We start from the raw sequence: 19,045 nt of genomic DNA on the forward strand, positions 1-19,045 counted from the left end.
CGCGGACCGCTCACCGGCGTGGTAGGGAGGGCGAACTACACTGCCCAGCGAATCCCAGCGAGACAGCCCAAAACGTACGAGCGCCAGGAGCAGGACATTGGGGACGGTCACACCGGAGCCGACGACGGCGGAGAACCCGCCCCCCGACGGCGGCCGAACCCCCTCGTCACCGCGGCGCGCCGCCCTCTCCCGGCTGTACGGCCCGCTGCTGGCCTTCCTCGTCACCTCGGGCGCCTTCTGCGCGGCCTGGGTGGCGCGGGGCACCTTCCCCTTCGGGGACAGGGGCCGGGCCATCAACGACCAGGCCAACCAGTACGTGCCCTTCCACCGCGCCCTGTGGGACCTGGTCCACGGCCAGGCCGCCGGCGACGTGCTGTTCACCTGGCGGGGAGGCTTCGGACAGCAGTTCCTGTCCGACTACTACACCTACCTGGGCAACCCCTTCTCCTGGCTGGCCGTCCTCGTCCCCCGCGAACACGTCGACCTCGCCGTCTTCGTGATCACCCCGGTGACCATGGGCACCGCGGCCGCCGTGATGGCGGTCTACCTCGGCAAGCTGCACCCCGGCCCGTGGTGGCAGCGCGGGGTGCTCGGCTCCTGCTACGGCCTGTGCGGCTGGGCGCTCAGTGACGCCTCGTACATCCCGATGTGGCTGTGGGGCCTGGTCGCGCTCCCCCTCCTCGGCATCGCCGTCGAGTGGTGCCTGGAGGGGCGCCGCTGGCCCGGGGTGGCGCTGCTGGTCGCCCTCGCCTGGTTCGGGAACTTCTACACCGCCATGATGGCCACGATGGCCGCCTGCCTGCTCCTGGCCATCCGCCTGATCACCCTGGACCTGACGGGCGCGCAGCGCCTGCGCGCCCTCTGGCGCGCGGCGACCGCGGCCGCGGCCGGCATCCTCCTCACGCTCCCCCTCCTCCTGCCGTCGTTCCTGTCCAGCGGGGCGGCGCAGCCCACCAAGGCCGGCGCCTTCGACCCGGTCCGGATCGAGATCTTCCTCGCGGGCATGCTCCCGGCCACCCACCTGTGGGGCGGCCGCCCGCGCCTGTACGTGGCCTCGCTCGGCCTGATCCTGGCGGGCAGCTTCCTCCTGAACACCCGCATCGCGGCCCGTACCCGCCTGACGTGGGCGGCGGCCACCCTCGTCGTCCTCGTCTCCTTCCAGTTCCCGCCGACGCAGTACGTGTGGCACGGCCTGGCGGTGCCGAACGGCAACCCGTACCGCGAGGCGTTCGTGTTCAGCGGGATGGTCGTGGTCCTGGCCTGGCTCGCCCTGGCCAACCGCCCCCGCCCCCTGCACCTGGCCCTGTCGGCGGCCCTGCTGGTGCTCGCCACCTTCGTGCTCCGCCACACGAACGACTTCGGCGGCTGGACCTGGCCGGCCGTCCTGGCGGGCGGCGCGGCCTCCCTGCTCGCCCTGCTCCTCCTCACGAGGGCGGACGAGCACCGGGCCCTCCTCCCCCTGGCTGCCCTCCTCATGACCGGCGTCGTCTTCGCCGAGTCGACGGCCGCGGCGGCCAACGCGGACGCCCGCCGCTCCCGCGAGCGCTGGGCGGCACCCGTCCCGACCTCGAACCGCTCGATCACGAACCACTTCGAAGCGGTCCGGAACGTGGACGGCTGGCCCGCCTACCGGACGGACTCGGGCGCGCCGCAGACCTCGTACAACGACGCGCTCGCCCTGCGGGCGGAGGGCCCGCAGTACTACAGCAGCTACCTCCCGGAAGCCACCTACAAGGCCCTGGAACCCCTCGGCTACGGCTTCAAGAACGACGGCCGGACCTTCTTCGGCGCCGACAACCCGGTGCTCGACGCGATCTTCTCGATCGGCGCCCGCGTCCGCCCGGGCACGGAGCCGAACACGTGGACGGCGACGAAGCGGCCCGCCCCTCCCCTGGTCACCCTCCGCACCGCTCCCTACACCTCCCCCAACCCCGCCGACTCGGTCTACGCCCACCAGGAGAACGTCCTGGGCGCCACGGTCTACGAGGTCCCCGGCACCACCCGTACGGGCACCCCCACCACCCAGACGTACGCCGCCCGCTGCACCCCGGGCTCCGAGGCCTACTGGTACTCCCCCTCCCTGTACGGCACCCTCCGCACCCCGGCCTCCGAGCTCCCCCTGACGGACCGCATGACGGGCGTCGTCCCCCTGGGCCCGGTCCCCGCCTCGGGCGAGGTCACGGCGACGGTGGAGACCCGCACGGAGAACGCCACGGCCGGCCCGAACCCCATCGGCTGCCTGAACCGCACCGCCCTGGACACCCGGGTCCGGGACCTCACCACCACGGGCGCCGCGTCCGTCCGCATCGGCGGCCACACCCTGGAAGCCACCCTCCCCCCGAACACCACCGGCACCGCGGTCCTCGCGGTCACCAACATCCCCGGCTGGCAGTGCTCGGCCCCGATCCGCGACTTCCACGGCCTCCTCTCCCTCCCGGTCACCCCGACCACGCGCACCCTCTCCTGCACCTTCACCCCGAAGGGCCTCACCCCGGGCCTCGCAGCAGCCGCCCTGTCCCTCCTCACCCTGGCGTCGGTCACAACGTCGGGCTACCTCAGGCGCCGCCGCGAAATCCGCTGATCCAGCGCCGCGCCTCCCCGGTGGCCAGTACATTGACCGCCCGCGATTGATCGGGGGCCCAATGGATCCGGCATACCTCCCGGGCGACGGTGGACTGGACGACCGCGTCCCGTTCCTGGCCCGTCTGGAGAACGAGGACAGTACGGCGTTACGCGAGCTGGGGCGCGAGCTGCACTTCGAGCCGCGCACTCCGCTGATCCAGCAGCACGAGCCCTCGACGCACGTGCTCCTCATCCTCACCGGCTGGACCAAGGTCACCGCCTCGGCGGCCACGGGCTACCAAGCCCTGCTGGCGCTGCGCGGCCCGGGGGACATCGTCGGTGAATCGGCCGCCGTCACCGGCCGCCCGCGGTCGGCGACCGTCACGGCGCTGGAGCGGGTCCGGGCGCTGGCCATCGACCACCGTGCGTTCCGCGAGTTCCTGGTCCGCTGCCCCTCCGTCGCCTTCACCCTGATCGGGCTCACCGCCGACCGCACCCGCGCGGCGGACCAGCGCCAGCTGGCGCACGCCTCGATGAGCGTGCGTGAACGTCTGGCGACCCTGCTGCTCGATCTCGCCCGCACGCATGGCCGACCCACGGCCGGCGGGGTCGAGATCACCGTGCCGCTGACCAAGCAGGAGCTGGCCGGAGCCGTCGGAGCCTCTCGCGAGATGGTCCAGCGGCAGCTCAAGGACTTCCGCGACCGGGGAGTCGTCTCCACCGGACGCCGCACCGTGGTGATCGTCCGACCAGCGGTCCTGCAACGGATCAGCCGACTCGACTCCTGAGCGGAGCCGCGGCACCGATCTCGCGGCCGTCGGACGCCTCACCCTCCAGGTACCGGGCGCCCTGTTCAGCCTGCTGCTCATCGGCTTGCCGGCACGCGGGCTCCAGTCCGCCACCGGTATCCCGTACGGGATACCCGTCGCCCTGTGGCTGGCGGCCGGAGCCCTCGCCTTCCACCCGCCCGCCGAGGCCCTGCTCGCCCGGTACCTGCTGCGCCTCGGACGGCCCTTGCCGCACGAGCTCGCCGTGCTGGTCCCCGTATGGCGCGAGATCACGGCCCGCGCCGGGGTGGACGGCAGCCGCTACCAGCTGTGGATCGAGGAGAGCGAGGAGCTGACGGCTTCGGGCGCCGGAGGACACCTCGTCATCGTCACCAGGCATGCGCTGGAGACGCTGCCGAGCTCCCAGCTGGCGGCGGTCCTGGCCCATGAGCTCGGGCACCACACGGCGGGGCACTCCTGGGCCCAGCTGCTGGGCTGGTGGTACGCGCTGCCCGGCAGGCTCGCCGCCCGGGCACTGGCCTCGGTCGCCCGTTCGTGCCGGCTCGCGATCAAGGCCGTGCCCCCGTACGCCGTCGTGGCGTCGGCCGTGCTCCTCGCGCTGGCCGGCTACCGGGTCCTGGCCCTCACCTTCGGCCTCCCGCTGCTCCTGACCGCCCTGCCCTTCCTGATCGCCGCCGTCGGCCGCCGCACCGAACTGCGGGCGGACCGGTACGCCGCCGCCCTGGGCTTCGGACCCCAGCTCGCCCGGGTCCTGGCGACGGAGCCCGCGGAGGACGGGTCCGGTCTCCTGCGGCTCCTGCTGTCCCCGCACCCCCATCCCCGCACCCGCCTCCACCACCTCCAGCGCCACCTGGAGCTCCGGGGCTAGGAACGCCGCAGGGCGGCCACCCTCTCGGGTGACCGCCCTGCGGTTACTGCTCTTGTCCGACTCAGCCGTTGTACGGGCCGTAGTCGTAGTCCTCCAGCGGGACAGCCTGGCCGGAGCCGGTGCCGAAGGGCGAGTAGTCGATGTCGTCGTAGCCGACGGCCGAGTACATCGCGGCCTTGGCCTCCTCGGTCGGCTCGACCCGGATGTTGCGGTAGCGGGACAGACCCGTACCGGCCGGGATGAGCTTACCGATGATGACGTTCTCCTTGAGGCCGATGAGGCTGTCGGACTTGGCGTTGATCGCCGCGTCCGTCAGGACTCGGGTCGTCTCCTGGAAGGAGGCGGCCGACAGCCAGGATTCCGTCGCCAGCGAGGCCTTGGTGATACCCATCAGCTGCGGACGGCCGGAGGCGGGGTGACCGCCCTCGGTGACCACGCGACGGTTCTCGGTCTCGAACTTCGAGCGCTCGACGAGCTCGCCCGGCAGGAGCTCCGCGTCGCCGGACTCGATGATCGTCACGCGGCGCAGCATCTGCCGGATGATGATCTCGATGTGCTTGTCGTGGATCGACACGCCCTGCGAGTTGTAGACCTTCTGGACTTCGCCGACCAGGTGGACCTGGACGGCACGCTGGCCGAGGATGCGCAGCACGTCGTGCGGGTTGGTGGCACCCATGGTGAGCTTCTGGCCCACCTCGACGTGGTCGCCCTCGTGCACGATGACCTTGGCGCGCTTGGAGATCGGGAAGGCCGTCTCCTCGCTGCCGTCGTCGGGCGTGATGACGATCTTCTTCGTCTTCTCGGTCTCCTCGATCCGCACGCGGCCGGCGGCCTCGGAGATCGGGGCGACACCCTTCGGGGTACGGGCCTCGAAGAGCTCGACGACACGCGGCAGACCCTGCGTGATGTCGTCACCGGCCACACCACCGGTGTGGAAGGTACGCATCGTCAGCTGGGTACCGGGCTCACCGATGGACTGGGCGGCGATGATGCCGACCGCCTCGCCGATGTCGACGAGCTTGCCGGTGGCCAGCGAGCGGCCGTAGCAGAAGGCACAGGTGCCGACCGCGGACTCGCAGGTCAGGACCGAGCGGGTCTTGACCTCCTCGACGCCGTTCGCGATGAGGGCGTCGATGAGCACGTCGCCGAGGTCCACGTTCGCCGGCGCGATGACCTTGCCGTCGATGACGACGTCCTCGGCCAGCATGCGGGCGTACACGGAGGTCTCGACGTCGTCCGCCTTGCGGAGGACACCCGCCTCGTCCTTGACACCGATCTTGAGCTTGAGGCCGCGCTCGGTGCCGCAGTCCTCCTCGCGGATGATGACGTCCTGCGAGACGTCCACCAGACGACGGGTGAGGTAACCCGAGTCGGCGGTACGCAGGGCGGTGTCCGCCAGACCCTTACGGGCACCGTGCGTGGAGATGAAGTACTCCAGAACGGTGAGGCCCTCACGGAAGGACGCCTTGATCGGACGCGGGATGGTCTCGTTCTTCGCGTTCGACACCAGACCACGCATACCGGCGATCTGTCGCATCTGCATCATGTTTCCTCGGGCACCCGAGTCAACCATCATGAAGATGGGGTTCGTCTTGGGGAAGTTCGCGTTCATCGCCTCGGCAACCTCGTTGGTCGCCTTGGTCCAGATCGCGATGAGCTCCTGCGTGCGCTCGTCCTTGGTGATCAGACCGCGCTCGTACTGCTTCTGGACCTTCTCGTCCTGAGCCTCGTAGCCCGCGACGATGGCCTTCTTGGCCTCGGGCACGACGACGTCGGAGATGGCCACGGTGACGCCCGAACGGGTCGCCCAGTGGAAGCCGGCCGCCTTCAGGTTGTCGAGCGTCGCCGCCACGATGACCTTGGGGTAGCGCTCCGCCAGGTCGTTGACGATCTCGGAGAGCTGCTTCTTGCCCACCGAGTAGTCGACGAACGGGTAGTCCTCGGGCAGCAGCTCGTTGAAGAGCGCGCGACCCAGGGTCGTCTTCAGACGGAAGCTGTCGCCCGGCTGGAACTCCTGCTCGCCCTCTTCGGCGACCGGCGCGACCCAGCCGCGCGGCGGGATGGTGCCCACCGGGAAGCGGATGTCGACGGACGACTGCAGCGCGAGCTCGCCGGCGTCGAACGCCATGATCGCCTCGGCGGTCGAGCCGAACGCGCGGCCCTCGCCCTTGACGTCACGGAGCTCACCGTCGGTGGTCAGGAAGAACAGACCCAGGACCATGTCCTGCGTCGGCATCGTGACCGGACGGCCGTCGGCCGGCTTGAGGATGTTGTTCGAGGACAGCATCAGGATGCGGGCCTCGGCCTGCGCCTCCGCGGAGAGCGGCAGGTGGACGGCCATCTGGTCACCGTCGAAGTCCGCGTTGAACGCGGTGCAGACGAGCGGGTGGATCTGGATGGCCTTGCCTTCGACCAGCTGGGGCTCGAAGGCCTGGATGCCGAGGCGGTGCAGCGTGGGCGCACGGTTCAGGAGAACCGGGTGCTCGGCGATGACCTCTTCGAGCACGTCGTACACGACCGTGCGGCCGCGCTCGACCATGCGCTTCGCGCTCTTGATGTTCTGCGCGTGGTTCAGGTCGACCAGGCGCTTCATCACGAACGGCTTGAAGAGCTCCAGCGCCATGGCCTTGGGCAGACCACACTGGTGCAGCTTCAGCTGCGGACCGACGACGATCACGGAACGCGCGGAGTAGTCCACGCGCTTGCCGAGAAGGTTCTGACGGAATCGACCCTGCTTGCCCTTCAGCATGTCGCTGAGGGACTTCAGCGGACGGTTGCCGGGGCCCGTCACCGGGCGACCACGACGGCCGTTGTCGAAGAGGGCGTCGACCGCCTCCTGGAGCATGCGCTTCTCGTTGTTCACGATGATCTCGGGGGCACCGAGGTCGAGAAGGCGCTTCAGGCGGTTGTTGCGGTTGATCACGCGGCGGTACAGGTCGTTCAGGTCGGAGGTCGCGAAGCGGCCACCGTCCAGCTGCACCATCGGACGCAGGTCCGGCGGGATGACCGGGACGCAGTCCAGGACCATGCCCTTGGGGCTGTTGCTGGTCTGCAGGAACGCGGAGACGACCTTGAGGCGCTTGAGCGCACGGGTCTTCTTCTGGCCCTTGCCGGTACGGATGATCTCGCGGAGGCGCTCGGCCTCCTCCTCGAGGTCGAAGGACTCCAGGCGCTTCTGCAGGGCAGCCGCACCCATGGAACCGTCGAAGTACGTGCCGAAGCGGTCACGCAGCTCACGGTAGAGGAGCTCGTCGCCCTCCAGGTCCTGGACCTTGAGGTTCTTGAAGCGGTTCCACACCTCGTCGAGGCGGTCGATCTCGCGCTGGGCGCGGTCGCGGAGCTGCTTCATCTCGCGCTCGGCGCCTTCGCGCACCTTGCGGCGCACGTCGGCCTTGGCGCCCTCGGCCTCGAGCTCGCCCAGGTCGCTCTCGAGCTTCTTGGCGCGGCCTTCGAGGTCCGCGTCACGGCGGTTCTCGATCTGCTGGCGCTCCACGGAGACGTGGGCCTCCAGCGACGGCAGGTCGCGCTGACGGCGCTCGTCGTCGACGAACGTGATCATGTACGCGGCGAAGTAGATGACCTTCTCGAGGTCCTTCGGCGCGAGGTCCAGCAGGTAGCCCAGTCGCGACGGGACGCCCTTGAAGTACCAGATGTGGGTGACGGGAGCGGCGAGCTCGATGTGGCCCATGCGCTCACGACGCACCTTGGCGCGCGTGACCTCGACGCCACAGCGCTCACAGATGATGCCCTTGAAGCGGACACGCTTGTACTTGCCGCAGTAGCACTCCCAGTCCCGGGTAGGACCGAAGATCTTCTCGCAGAAGAGTCCGTCCTTCTCGGGCTTGAGGGTGCGGTAGTTGATGGTCTCCGGCTTCTTGACCTCGCCGTGCGACCAGGTTCGGATGTCGTCCGCGGTGGCAAGGCCGATCCGCAGCTCGTCGAAGAAGTTGACGTCGAGCACTGTGCGTCAATCCCTCTTTCGGGGTCGAGTCTCAATCATGGTCTGAACGGTCCCGGGGGCGACGGGGGCTCCGTGAGGAGCCCCCGTCAGGCCCGTCAGACCTCTTCGACGCTGCTCGGCTCGCGCCGGGACAGGTCGATACCGAGCTCCTCCGCCGCGCGGAAGACGTCCTCGTCGGTGTCGCGCATCTCGATGGACATGCCGTCCGAGGACAGCACCTCCACGTTGAGGCAGAGCGACTGCATTTCCTTGATGAGCACCTTGAAGGACTCGGGAATGCCCGGCTCGGGGATGTTCTCGCCCTTGACGATGGCCTCGTAGACCTTCACGCGGCCGGTCACGTCGTCGGACTTGATCGTCAGGAGTTCCTGGAGCGCGTAGGCGGCGCCGTAAGCCTCAAGCGCCCACACCTCCATCTCACCGAAGCGCTGACCACCGAACTGCGCCTTACCACCCAGCGGCTGCTGCGTGATCATCGAGTACGGACCGGTCGAACGGGCGTGCAGCTTGTCGTCGACCAGGTGGTGCAGCTTGAGGATGTACATGTACCCGACCGAGATCGGGTCCGGGAACGGCTCGCCGGAGCGGCCGTCGAACAGGCGCGCCTTACCGGTCGGGAGCACCATGCGCTCGCCGTCGCGGTTCGGGATCGTGTGCTGGAGCAGGCCGGCCAGCTCGTCCTCACGCGCACCGTCGAAGACGGGGGTGGCGACGTTGGTGCCGGGGGCGACCTGGTCGGCGCCGATCGCCTGGAGGCGCTGCGCCCACTCGTCCGCGAGGCCGGAGACGTCCCAGCCGCGGCTGGCGAGCCAGCCGAGGTGGATCTCCAGGACCTGTCCCGGGTTCATTCGGGACGGGACACCCAGCGGGTTCAGGATGATGTCGACCGGAGTTCCGTCCTCGAGGAACGGCATGTCCTCGATCGGAAGGATCTTCGAGATAACACCCTTGTTGCCGTGACGGCCGGCGAGCTTGTCACCGTCGGTGATCTTGCGCTTCTGGGCGACGTAGACGCGGACCAGCTGGTTCACGCCCGGGGGAAGCTCGTCGCCCTCCTCGCGGTCGAAGACGCGGACGCCGATGACCTTGCCGATCTCACCGTGGGGGACCTTGAGCGAGGTGTCACGCACCTCGCGGGCCTTCTCACCGAAGATCGCGCGGAGCAGGCGCTCCTCGGGGGTCAGCTCGGTCTCGCCCTTGGGCGTGACCTTGCCGACGAGGATGTCGCCGGCGACGACGTCCGCACCGATGCGGATGATGCCGCGCTCGTCGAGGTCGGCGAGGACCTCCTCGGAGACGTTCGGGATGTCCCGGGTGATCTCCTCGGGGCCCAGCTTGGTGTCACGGGCGTCGACCTCGTGCTCCTCGATGTGGATCGAGGAGAGGACGTCGTCCTGCACGAGGCGCTGCGACAGGATGATCGCGTCCTCGTAGTTGTGGCCTTCCCACGGCATGAACGCCACGAGCAGGTTCTTGCCGAGGGCCATCTCGCCCTCTTCGGTCGCCGGGCCGTCGGCGAGGACCTGGGCCGCGATGATGCGGTCGCCCTCGTTGACGATGACCTTCTGGTTGACCGAGGTGCCCTGGTTCGAGCGGGAGAACTTGGCGACGCGGTACGTGGTGTACGTGCCGTCGTCGTTGGCGACGGTGACGTAGTCGGCCGAGACCTCCTGGACGACACCGTCCTTCTCCGCGCGGATCGAGTCGCCGGCGTCGACCGCACAGCGGTACTCCATGCCGGTGCCGACGAGCGGGGCCTCCGCCTTGATGAGCGGAACGGCCTGGCGCATCATGTTCGCGCCCATGAGGGCACGGTTGGCGTCGTCGTGCTCGAGGAAGGGGATCATCGCGGTCGCGACGGACACCATCTGGCGCGGCGAGACGTCCATGTAGTCCACGTCGGACGGCTCGACGTAGTCGACCTCGCCGCCACGCTTGCGGACCAGGACGCGGTTCTCGGTGAAGCGCAGCTCGTCGTCGAGCTTGGCGTTGGCCTGCGCGATGACGAAGCGGTCTTCCTCGTCGGCGGTGACGTAGTCGACCTCGTCGGTGACCTGGCCGTCGACGACCTTGCGGTACGGGGTCTCGATGAAACCGAACGCGTTGACGCGGCCGTAGGACGCGAGCGAGCCGATCAGACCGATGTTCGGGCCTTCGGGGGTCTCGATCGGACACATGCGGCCGTAGTGCGACGGGTGCACGTCACGGACCTCGAAGCCGGCCCGCTCACGGGAGAGACCGCCGGGACCCAGTGCCGAGAGACGACGCTTGTGCGTCAGACCCGACAGCGGGTTGTTCTGGTCCATGAACTGCGACAGCTGGCTGGTGCCGAAGAACTCCTTGATGGAGGCGACGACAGGCCGGATGTTGATCAGGGTCTGGGGCGTGATCGCCTCGACGTCCTGGGTGGTCATGCGCTCGCGCACGACGCGCTCCATACGAGCCAGACCCGTGCGGACCTGGTTCTGGATGAGCTCGCCGACGTTGCGCAGACGACGGTTGCCGAAGTGGTCGATGTCGTCGGTCTCGACGACGATCGAACGGCCCGACTCACCGATGGTCTCGGTCTCGCCCGCGTGGAGCTTGACGAGGTACTTGATCGTCGCGATCACGTCGTCGGTGGTGAGCACACCGGCGTCGAGCGGCTCGTCGGCGCCGAGCTTCTTGTTCACCTTGTAGCGGCCGACCTTCGCGAGGTCGTAGCGCTTCGGGTTGAAGTAGAGGTTCTCGAGCAGCGTCTGAGCGGCCTCGCGGGTCGGCGGCTCGCCCGGGCGCAGCTTGCGGTAGATGTCGAGCAGCGCGTCGTCCTGGCCCTGGGTGTGGTCCTTCTCCAGGGTGGCGCGCATGGACTCGTACTCGCCGAACTCCTCGAGGATCTGCTCGGTGGTCCAGCCGAGAGCCTTCAGGAGGACGGTGACGGACTGCTTGCGCTTGCGGTCGATGCGGACGCCGACCATGTCGCGCTTGTCGACCTCCATCTCCAGCCAGGCACCCCGGGACGGGATGATCTTGGCGGAGAAGATGTCCTTGTCGGACGTCTTGTCGATGGAGGAGTCGAAGTAGACACCCGGGGAACGGACGAGCTGCGACACGACGACGCGCTCGGTGCCGTTGATGACGAAGGTGCCCTTGTTGGTCATGAGCGGGAAGTCGCCCATGAAGACCGTCTGAGACTTGATCTCACCGGTCTCGTTGTTCGTGAACTCGGCCGTGACGAAGAGCGGCGCCGCGTACGTGAAGTCGCGCTCCTTGCACTCGTCGACGGAGTTCTTCGCCGGCTCGAACCGGTGGTCGCGGAACGTCAGCGACATCGACCCGGAGAAGTCCTCGATCGGCGAGATCTCCTCGAAGATCTCTTCCAGACCGGACTTGGTGGGGACGTCCTGTCCACTCTCAAGCGCCGACTCGACGCGGGACTTCCAGGCGGCGTTGCCGAGCAGCCAGTCAAAGCTCTCGGTCTGCAGCGCCAGGAGGTTCGGAACCTCGAGGGGCTCCTTGATCTTTGCAAAGGAGATGCGCAGCGGGGCGGTGCTGGCACCGTTGTTCGTATTGGTCGAGGCGTTGCGCGAGGCGGCCAAGAGGGGGTCCTTCCGAGGGCTCGGACTCACTACGCGCGTACCGGTCCCAGCCGACACAGAAGACAAGGTGCTCCCGATCTGGCCAAAAGGCCAGGTCAGAGGCGGTCAGTCAGATGTGCTCTAGCGTGGGCATGCCCCTGGCGACGGGCAGGGGACAGCTAACAGGCAGCGCAAAGGGTCAGTGTAGCCACTCGGCTCACTGATGTCCAGACCAGGTTTCCGGAAACCGGCAACAGGCCCTTCCCTACCGTTGTTCAACCAACACGCTGCGGCTCTCGTACACAGAGCGCGTATCAGTACTGCCCTCTTCGTAGTCGATCCATGCCTCGATCCGTGCCTCGGATCTCGGATCGAACCGGCCGACCTCACGACGGGACTGAGAATTGCGCGCCGCTGGCCGTTCGTCAAGGCCCCGTGCTCCGAGCGGATCATCTCCGGACCCTGCTTCGGGACAACGAAGATCACCCTACTCCCCAACGAGAGGAGGGCAAGTCAGGCACTGCGGATACGCCAAAGGGCGACCACCCTTACGGGTGATCGCCCTTCGCAGAGGCCGTCAGACGGCCTCAGGGGTGTTACTTGACCTCGACGCCCGCACCGGCGGCCTTGAGGGCCTCGGCGGCCTTGTCAGCGGCCTCCTTGTTGACCTTCTCGAGGACCGGCTTCGGGGTGCCGTCGACGAGGTCCTTGGCCTCCTTCAGACCCAGGGAGGTCAGCTCGCGCACGACCTTGATGACCTGGATCTTCTTGTCGCCGGCACCGGTGAGGATGACGTCGAACTCGTCCTTCTCCTCCTCGGCCTCGGCGACGGCGCCCGGGGCACCCGGGGCGGCAACGGCGACGGCCGCGGCGGCGGTGACGTCGAACTTCTCCTCGAAGGCCTTCACGAACTCGGAGAGCTCGATGAGGGTCATCTCCTCGAACTGGGCGAGGAGGTCGTCCTGAGAGAGCTTCGCCATGATGGGCGATCCTTCCACTAATTCGGCAGGTGCCGATGTGTCTATAGAGGCGGGCGTAACGGCCCGCTACGACCCACGCACTAGGCGGCGTGGATCAATGCGCGAGCCGAATTACTCGGCACCGCCCTGCTCGGCGAGCTTGACGCGAAGCGCTTCCGCGGTGCGGACGAACTTCGACGGCAGCGCCTGGAAGAGCGAGGCAGCCTGGGACTGCTTGCCCTTGAACGCGCCGGCCAGCTTGCTGAGCAGAACCTCGCGGGACTCGAGGTCCGCAAGCTTCTTGATGTCATCGGCGGAGAGCGCCTTACCATCAAGGACACCCGCCTTGATGATCAGGTTGGGGTTGTCCTTGGCGAAGTCACGCAGGCTCTTCGCCGACTCCACCGGGTCACCGGTGATGAAGGCGACCGCGGTCGGACCAGCGAAGTGCTCGTCCAGCGCGGTGATCCCGGCCTGGTTGGCCGCAATCTTGGTCAGCGTGTTCTTCACCACGGCGTACTGGGCGTTCTCACCAAGGGAGCGACGCAGCGTCTTGAGCTGCGCGACGGTGAGACCCCGGTACTCGGTCAGCACGGCGGCGTTCGAGCTCTGGAACGCGTCCTTGAGCTCGGCTACCGATGCAGCCTTGTTGGGCGTCGGCATGGTGCGTTCGCCTCCTTCCGGGTGATGAGGACCGCTCAGAAGGGGCTGAAAAACGAAACGCCCCGGCGCAGGCGCCAGGGCACGGCTCAACCGGAGCGAAATCCGGGAACCTTCCACAGTCACCTACGCGGGTCGTCCGCACTCAGCGGATCCTTCGGCCACCGCACCCTTCCAGGCACGGCAACGACCAGCGGTCTTTGGCTTCTCGGGAAGCGTACGCGAACCATCCGTTGCAGAGCAAATCCGCCCGTACGGCGGACCCGCTCCACGCGTCGTGCCTGGTCAGCCCTGCTGGCTGCCTGCGCCCTTCATCATCTCGGCGAGGTCCACGACCTGGTCGGCCGGCGGGGCGACGATGTCGACCGGCTTGTTGAAGTCCAGGAACTTGATCGTCGTGTCCAGCGGGCCGCTGTTGCCCTCGCCGCGGGTGCGGACCTGCTTGGTGTGACCGGACTCGTCGATCCACATGTCGACGTTGAGGCTCTTGATGCCCTCGTCCTCCAGCTGCTTGACGCTCTTCTCCCGGCGCTCCTTGGCCCCGGGGGCGGAGTTCGTGCCGATGCCGGCGCGCATCTGCTCCGTGGTGACGGTCCCGGAGACGTGCGTGGTCTTCACGCCGTCGACGGTCTCCTCGCCGACCGTCTTGAGGTCCTTCGCCCCCATCAGCTGGTCGGCCCGGTCGCCCGGGTTCTCGCCGGAGGTGTTCGCGGCGCCCTGCGCCTTGCCCATCTTCTTCGCCGTCGCCTCGTCGAGGGCCTTCGTGTCGAACTTCAGGAACTTGCCCTCGGAGCCCATGTACACGGCCCCGTCGATCATGCGGATCTCCCCGGTGCCGCCCTCGGGGCCCTGTGCGGTCGCCTTCATCGACATCGCCGGGGTCGGCTTGAAGCGCATGGACACCTCCGCGGAGACCTTCTGGCCCCCGGTGGTGCCGGACATCGTGTAGCGGGCGGAGGTGATCTCCTCCGACGTCTTCTTGGTCTTCTGCAGGAACGCGGCCGGCGCCGCGTCGGCGGCTCCCCCGGCCGCCTTGGAGGCGGACGGAGAGGCCGGCGCGGACGGCGCCGGCGCCGCCTTGCCGCCCTCGGCCTTCTTCCCGTCCTCGCACGCCGTCGTGGCCCCGCCCACGAGCAGTACGGCGGCCAGAGCGGCGCCTGCGGTCTTCTTGCGGTACGTGAGCATGGAGTCCCCACCCCTGGTGTGATCGTGTAACCGTCAGACCATATGGCAGATACACCGAAAAGTCGCCCGGGTTATCGGCCGGAGGGCGGAAACGGAAACGGGCCCCCCGCTCCCGAGGGAGCGAGGGGCCCGTTCAGCCACTCAGGCGAGCCGTGAGGCTCAGACAGCAGCCGGGTCTTCCTCGACGAGGAGGTTCCGGGTGCGGTTGGAGTCCAGCTGGATGCCGGGGCCCATCGTGGTGCTGAGGGCGGCCTTCTTGATGTAGCGGCCCTTGGCGGCGGACGGCTTCAGACGGATGATCTCGTCCAGAGCGGCCGCGTAGTTCTCGACCAGCTGCTCGTCGGTGAAGGAGACCTTGCCGACGATGAAGTGCAGGTTCGAGTGCTTGTCGACGCGGAACTCGATCTTGCCACCCTTGATTTCGGTGACAGCCTTGGCGACGTCCATGGTGACGGTGCCGGTCTTCGGGTTCGGCATGAGACCACGCGGACCGAGCACGCGGCCGAGGCGGCCGACCTTGCCCATGAGGTCCGGGGTCGCCACGACGGCGTCGAACTCGTTGAGGCGGTTGCCCTTGGCGATCTCGTTGATCAGCTCGTCGTCGCCGACGATGTCGGCGCCGGCGGCTTCCGCGGCCGCAGCACGGTCACCGGTCGCGAAGACCAGGACCCGGGCGGTCTTGCCGGTGCCGTGCGGGAGGTTCACGGTGCCGCGGACCATCTGGTCGGCCTTGCGCGGGTCGACACCCAGGCGGAAGGCAACCTCGACGGTGGCGTCGAACTTGGTGGTGGAGGTCTCCTTGGCGAGACGGACGGCCTCGAGCGGGGCGTACAGCTTCTCCCGGTCGATCTTGGCGTCCGCAGCGCGGAGAGTCTTGCTGCGCTTCACTTCTGCTCCTGTGTAAGTGCTTCAGGCATGGAGTCGTGGTACGGACCAGCGCTTGGCCCTACCACTGGGGAACTGCGAGGGGCTGGATCAGCCCTCGACCGTGATACCCATCGAACGGGCGGTGCCGGCGATGATCTTCTCGGCGGCGTCGATGTCGTTCGCGTTGAGGTCGGGCATCTTGATCGTGGCGATCTCGCGGACCTGGTCACGCGTGAGCTTCGCGACCTTGGTCTTGTGCGGCTCGCCGGAGCCCTTCTCGATGCCCGCGCTCTTCAGGATGAGGCGCGCGGCCGGCGGGGTCTTGGTGATGAAGGTGAAGGAACGGTCCTCGTAGACCGTGATCTCCACCGGCACGACCATGCCACGCTGCGACTCGGTCGCGGCGTTGTAGGCCTTGCAGAACTCCATGATGTTGACGCCGTGCTGACCGAGCGCGGGGCCGACCGGCGGAGCCGGGTTGGCCGCACCGGCCTTGATCTGGAGCTTGATAAGCCCCGTGACCTTCTTCTTCTTGGGAGGCATTGCTCTCTCCGGGTCCTAGTGAGAGTTTTCAGCCGTCCTTCCGGTCATCCGGATGGAGGCATACCGCACCACGATAACGGGTATGGGCGCGGGGCTAAAAACCGAGCAGGTCAGACCGCCCTTTACGGGCTGGTCTGACCTGGTTCGGAAGCTTTGAATCCGGAAGATCAGTTCTTCTGGATCTGGTCGAAGCTCAGCTCGACCGGGGTCTCGCGGCCGAAGATCTCGACGAGGCCCTTGACCTTCTTCGAGTCCGGGTTGATCTCGTTGATCGTCGCCTGGAGCGTGGCGAACGGGCCGTCCGTGACGGTGACCGAGTCGCCGACCTCGAAGTCCAGGACCTCGATGGTGCGCTTGACGGCGGGCGCGGGCAGACCGGCCTCTTCCGCAGCCTGCTTGGCGGCCTTCTCCTGCGCCTCGGGGGCGAGCATCTTGACGATCTCGTCGAGGGTCAGCGGGTACGGGTCGTACGCGTTGCCGACGAAGCCGGTGACGCCCGGCGTGTTGCGGACGACGCCCCAGGACTCGTTCGTCAGATCCATGCGGACGAGAACGTAACCGGGCAGCTTGTTCTGCCGGACGTTCTTGCGCTCGCCGTTCTTGATCTGGACGATCTCTTCCTCGGGCACCTCGGCCTGGTAGATGAACTCCTCGACGTTCAGCGAGACGGCGCGCTGCTCCAGGTTGGCCTTCACGCGCTTCTCGTAGCCCGCGTAGGTGTGGATCACGTACCACTCGCCGGGCAGCAGGCGCAGCTCGTCGCGCAGGGCCTGGATGGGGTCGACGGGCTCGGCGGGCTCGGCCGGGGCGGCCTCCTCGACGGCCTCGATCTCGACGTCGGCCTCGTCCTCGATGTCGCCCTCGTCCTCGGCGTCCTCGTCGGCGTCCTCGTCAGCCTCGGCGTCGACCTCGTCCTCGACGTGGAGCGCGGCTTCCTCGGCGGCGATGCCGGCCTCGGCGTCGGCGAGCTCGACCTCGTCGGGGTCCACAGCGTCCGCCGCCTCGACGATGTCGAGCTGGTCCTCGACGGACTCGACGGAGTCGTGGCTCGCGTTCAGGTTCGGGTCAGACACGGTGGCTGCTTCTTCCTGGATACAAAAGGTGGTGGAACATGCGAAAAAAGGCGGCACCCATCAAGGCGCCGCCCTCCGCGGGGATCAGCCGAAGACGAACTTGATGGCTTCCTGGAACCCATAGTCAATCACGGTCACCAGACCGATCATGATGACGACGAAGACAATCACCACGGTGGTGTACGTCGTGAGCTGGTTGCGGGTGGGCCATACGACCTTGCGGAGCTCCGCGACGATCTGGCGGTAGAACAGCGCGAGACGCCCGAAGGGGCCCTTCTTTCCGCGCTTGCCGCCCTTGCGGGCCTTCTTCTCGCGAGTGTCGCTGTCGGCGTCAGGCATGTCGATGGAGCCCAGGGCGTCCGTCACGTCTCTCACCTGAATCCGGGTCGTGGCCGTAGCCGCGCCCGGTTGCGCCGCACGGCGTTGCATCGAAGTACGTACCTGCGCACACATCCGAGAAGGAGTGTGAAGCAGGGCCGGAGGGACTCGAACCCCCAACCGCTGGTTTTGGAGACCAGTGCTCTACCAATTGAGCTACGACCCTTTGTTGCGTTCCCCAACCTACCGCATCCGGGCGAGTGCACGGAGTGCTCACGCTCTGGGGCGGCTGTTGAGGACCAACGACAGGTGAGTGTACGTGGTCCGGGCCGTGACGTCGAACAGAAGACATCCGGATCTGCTCCGTCCGGTGATTGAAACGGTGTGCGGGCCTTCTCGGCCGTCTGGGACGATTGGCCCCATGACCTCTGCAACGCCTTCCTCCGAGCGCCGGGTGTCTGCCCGCATCGGCGCCATTTCCGAGTCCGCCACCCTCGCCGTCGACGCCAAGGCCAAGGCCCTCAAGGCCGCCGGGCGCCCGGTGATCGGCTTCGGCGCGGGCGAGCCCGACTTCCCGACGCCGGACTACATCGTCGAGGCGGCGGTCGAGGCCTGCCGCGACCCCAGGTTCCACCGCTACACGCCGGCCGGCGGCCTTCCCGAGCTCAAGAAGGCCATCGCCGCCAAGACGCTGCGCGACTCCGGCTACGAGGTCGACGCCTCCCAGGTCCTGGTGACCAACGGCGGCAAGCAGGCCATCTACGAGGCCTTCGCCGCGATCCTCGACCCGGGTGACGAGGTCATCGTCCCCGCCCCGTACTGGACCACCTACCCGGAGTCGATCCGCCTCGCCGGCGGCGTCCCGGTCGAGGTCGTCGCCGACGAGACCACCGGCTACCGCGTCTCCGTCGAGCAGCTGGAAGCCGCGCGCACCGAGCGCACCAAGGTCGTCCTGTTCGTCTCCCCCTCCAACCCGACCGGCGCGGTCTACAGCGAGGAAGACGCGAAGGCGATCGGCGAGTGGGCCGCCGAGCACGGCCTGTGGGTCCTCACGGACGAGATCTACGAGCACCTCGTCTACGGCGACGCGAAGTTCACCTCGCTGCCCGTGCTGGTCCCGGCCCTGCGCGACAAGTGCATCATCGTCAACGGCGTCGCCAAGACGTACGCCATGACCGGCTGGCGCGTGGGCTGGGTCATCGCCCCGCAGGACGTCATCAAGGCCGCGACCAACCTCCAGTCGCACGCCACCTCCAACGTCTCCAACGTGGCCCAGGTCGCCGCGCTGGCCGCCGTCTCGGGCGACCTGGACGCCGTCGCCGAGATGCGCAAGGCCTTCGACCGCCGCCGCCAGACGATGGTGAAGATGCTCAACGAGATCGACGGAGTCTTCTGCCCGACCCCGGAGGGCGCGTTCTACGCGTACCCGTCGGTCAAGGAGCTGCTCGGCAAGGAGATCCGCGGCAAGCGCCCGCAGTCCTCCGTCGAGCTGGCCGCGCTGATCCTGGACGAGGTCGAGGTCGCGGTCGTCCCGGGCGAGGCCTTCGGCACCCCGGGCTACCTGCGCCTGTCCTACGCCCTGGGCGACGAGGACCTGGTCGAGGGCGTGTCCCGGATCCAGAAGCTCCTGGCGGAGGCCAAGGCCTAGGCCTCCGGCGGTTCCGCTGCGGTACCCGGAGCGGCGTCACCCCCACGGGGGCGGCG

13 protein-coding genes and 1 tRNA gene are annotated in these 19,045 nt (G+C 68.1%); 4 read left to right on the forward strand and 10 right to left on the reverse strand.

All coding sequences use genetic code 11. The features are described 5' to 3' along the window. Positions 1 to 97: 97 nt before the first annotated feature. The 3 genes from OG553_RS13350 (at position 98) to OG553_RS13360 (ending at position 4,218) form a co-directional block, all read left to right on the forward strand. The gene (locus OG553_RS13350) at positions 98 to 2,581 is read left to right on the forward strand and encodes a YfhO family protein (RefSeq protein WP_405979188.1); all 2,484 of its coding nucleotides are present in this window, start codon (positions 98 to 100) and stop codon (positions 2,579 to 2,581) included. Between the two features lie 61 nt (positions 2,582 to 2,642). Further along, positions 2,643 to 3,350, forward strand: coding sequence for a Crp/Fnr family transcriptional regulator (locus OG553_RS13355; protein WP_405979189.1), 708 nt, complete (start codon positions 2,643 to 2,645; stop codon positions 3,348 to 3,350). A gap of 85 nt (positions 3,351 to 3,435) precedes the next feature. Continuing rightward, positions 3,436 to 4,218, forward strand: a complete 783-nt coding sequence (locus OG553_RS13360) for a M48 family metalloprotease (protein WP_405979190.1) — start codon at positions 3,436 to 3,438, stop codon at positions 4,216 to 4,218. Between the two features lie 61 nt (positions 4,219 to 4,279). Here OG553_RS13360 and OG553_RS13365 read toward each other — a convergent pair whose 3' ends face one another. From OG553_RS13365 to OG553_RS13410, 10 genes are all read right to left on the reverse strand, one after another. After that, entirely contained in the window at positions 4,280 to 8,179 is a 3,900-nt protein-coding gene (locus OG553_RS13365; protein ID WP_405979191.1) for a DNA-directed RNA polymerase subunit beta', read from the reverse strand. Between the two features lie 95 nt (positions 8,180 to 8,274). After that, positions 8,275 to 11,757, reverse strand: a complete 3,483-nt coding sequence (gene rpoB, locus OG553_RS13370; RefSeq protein WP_405979192.1) for a DNA-directed RNA polymerase subunit beta — start codon at positions 11,755 to 11,757, stop codon at positions 8,275 to 8,277. A 575-nt stretch (positions 11,758 to 12,332) separates the two neighbouring features. Next, the gene (gene rplL / locus OG553_RS13375) at positions 12,333 to 12,716 is read right to left on the reverse strand and encodes a 50S ribosomal protein L7/L12 (RefSeq protein WP_042801558.1); all 384 of its coding nucleotides are present in this window, start codon (positions 12,714 to 12,716) and stop codon (positions 12,333 to 12,335) included. Positions 12,717 to 12,827: 111 nt separating this feature from the next. After that, positions 12,828 to 13,358, reverse strand: coding sequence for a 50S ribosomal protein L10 (rplJ, locus tag OG553_RS13380; RefSeq protein ID WP_030653597.1), 531 nt, complete (start codon positions 13,356 to 13,358; stop codon positions 12,828 to 12,830). Between the two features lie 282 nt (positions 13,359 to 13,640). Further along, complete coding sequence (locus OG553_RS13385) at positions 13,641 to 14,540, reverse strand: hypothetical protein (protein WP_405979193.1); 900 nt, start codon at positions 14,538 to 14,540, stop codon at positions 13,641 to 13,643. 159 nt (positions 14,541 to 14,699) lie between these two features. Next, positions 14,700 to 15,428, reverse strand: coding sequence for a 50S ribosomal protein L1 (gene rplA, locus OG553_RS13390; protein WP_405979194.1), 729 nt, complete (start codon positions 15,426 to 15,428; stop codon positions 14,700 to 14,702). Between the two features lie 87 nt (positions 15,429 to 15,515). Further along, positions 15,516 to 15,950, reverse strand: coding sequence for a 50S ribosomal protein L11 (gene rplK / locus OG553_RS13395; RefSeq protein WP_007265885.1), 435 nt, complete (start codon positions 15,948 to 15,950; stop codon positions 15,516 to 15,518). A gap of 167 nt (positions 15,951 to 16,117) precedes the next feature. Next, positions 16,118 to 17,023 (reverse strand): transcription termination/antitermination protein NusG, encoded by a 906-nt coding sequence (nusG, locus tag OG553_RS13400; RefSeq protein ID WP_405979195.1) that lies wholly within the window; start codon positions 17,021 to 17,023, stop codon positions 16,118 to 16,120. A gap of 84 nt (positions 17,024 to 17,107) precedes the next feature. Next, complete coding sequence (gene secE / locus OG553_RS13405; RefSeq protein ID WP_405979196.1) at positions 17,108 to 17,389, reverse strand: preprotein translocase subunit SecE; 282 nt, start codon at positions 17,387 to 17,389, stop codon at positions 17,108 to 17,110. Between the two features lie 105 nt (positions 17,390 to 17,494). Then, a tRNA-Trp gene (locus OG553_RS13410) sits at positions 17,495 to 17,567 on the reverse strand. A 195-nt stretch (positions 17,568 to 17,762) separates the two neighbouring features. On the opposite strand from OG553_RS13410, the gene OG553_RS13415 reads away from it, so the two are divergent. After that, positions 17,763 to 18,989: a pyridoxal phosphate-dependent aminotransferase gene (locus OG553_RS13415; protein WP_405979197.1), complete on the forward strand. Its 1,227-nt coding sequence runs from the start codon at positions 17,763 to 17,765 to the stop codon at positions 18,987 to 18,989. The last annotated feature ends 56 nt before the right edge of the window (positions 18,990 to 19,045 follow it).

Origin of the sequence: Streptomyces sp. NBC_00158 (assembly GCF_045160885.1) — a bacterium.
Lineage (GTDB): Bacteria > Actinomycetota > Actinomycetes > Streptomycetales > Streptomycetaceae > Streptomyces.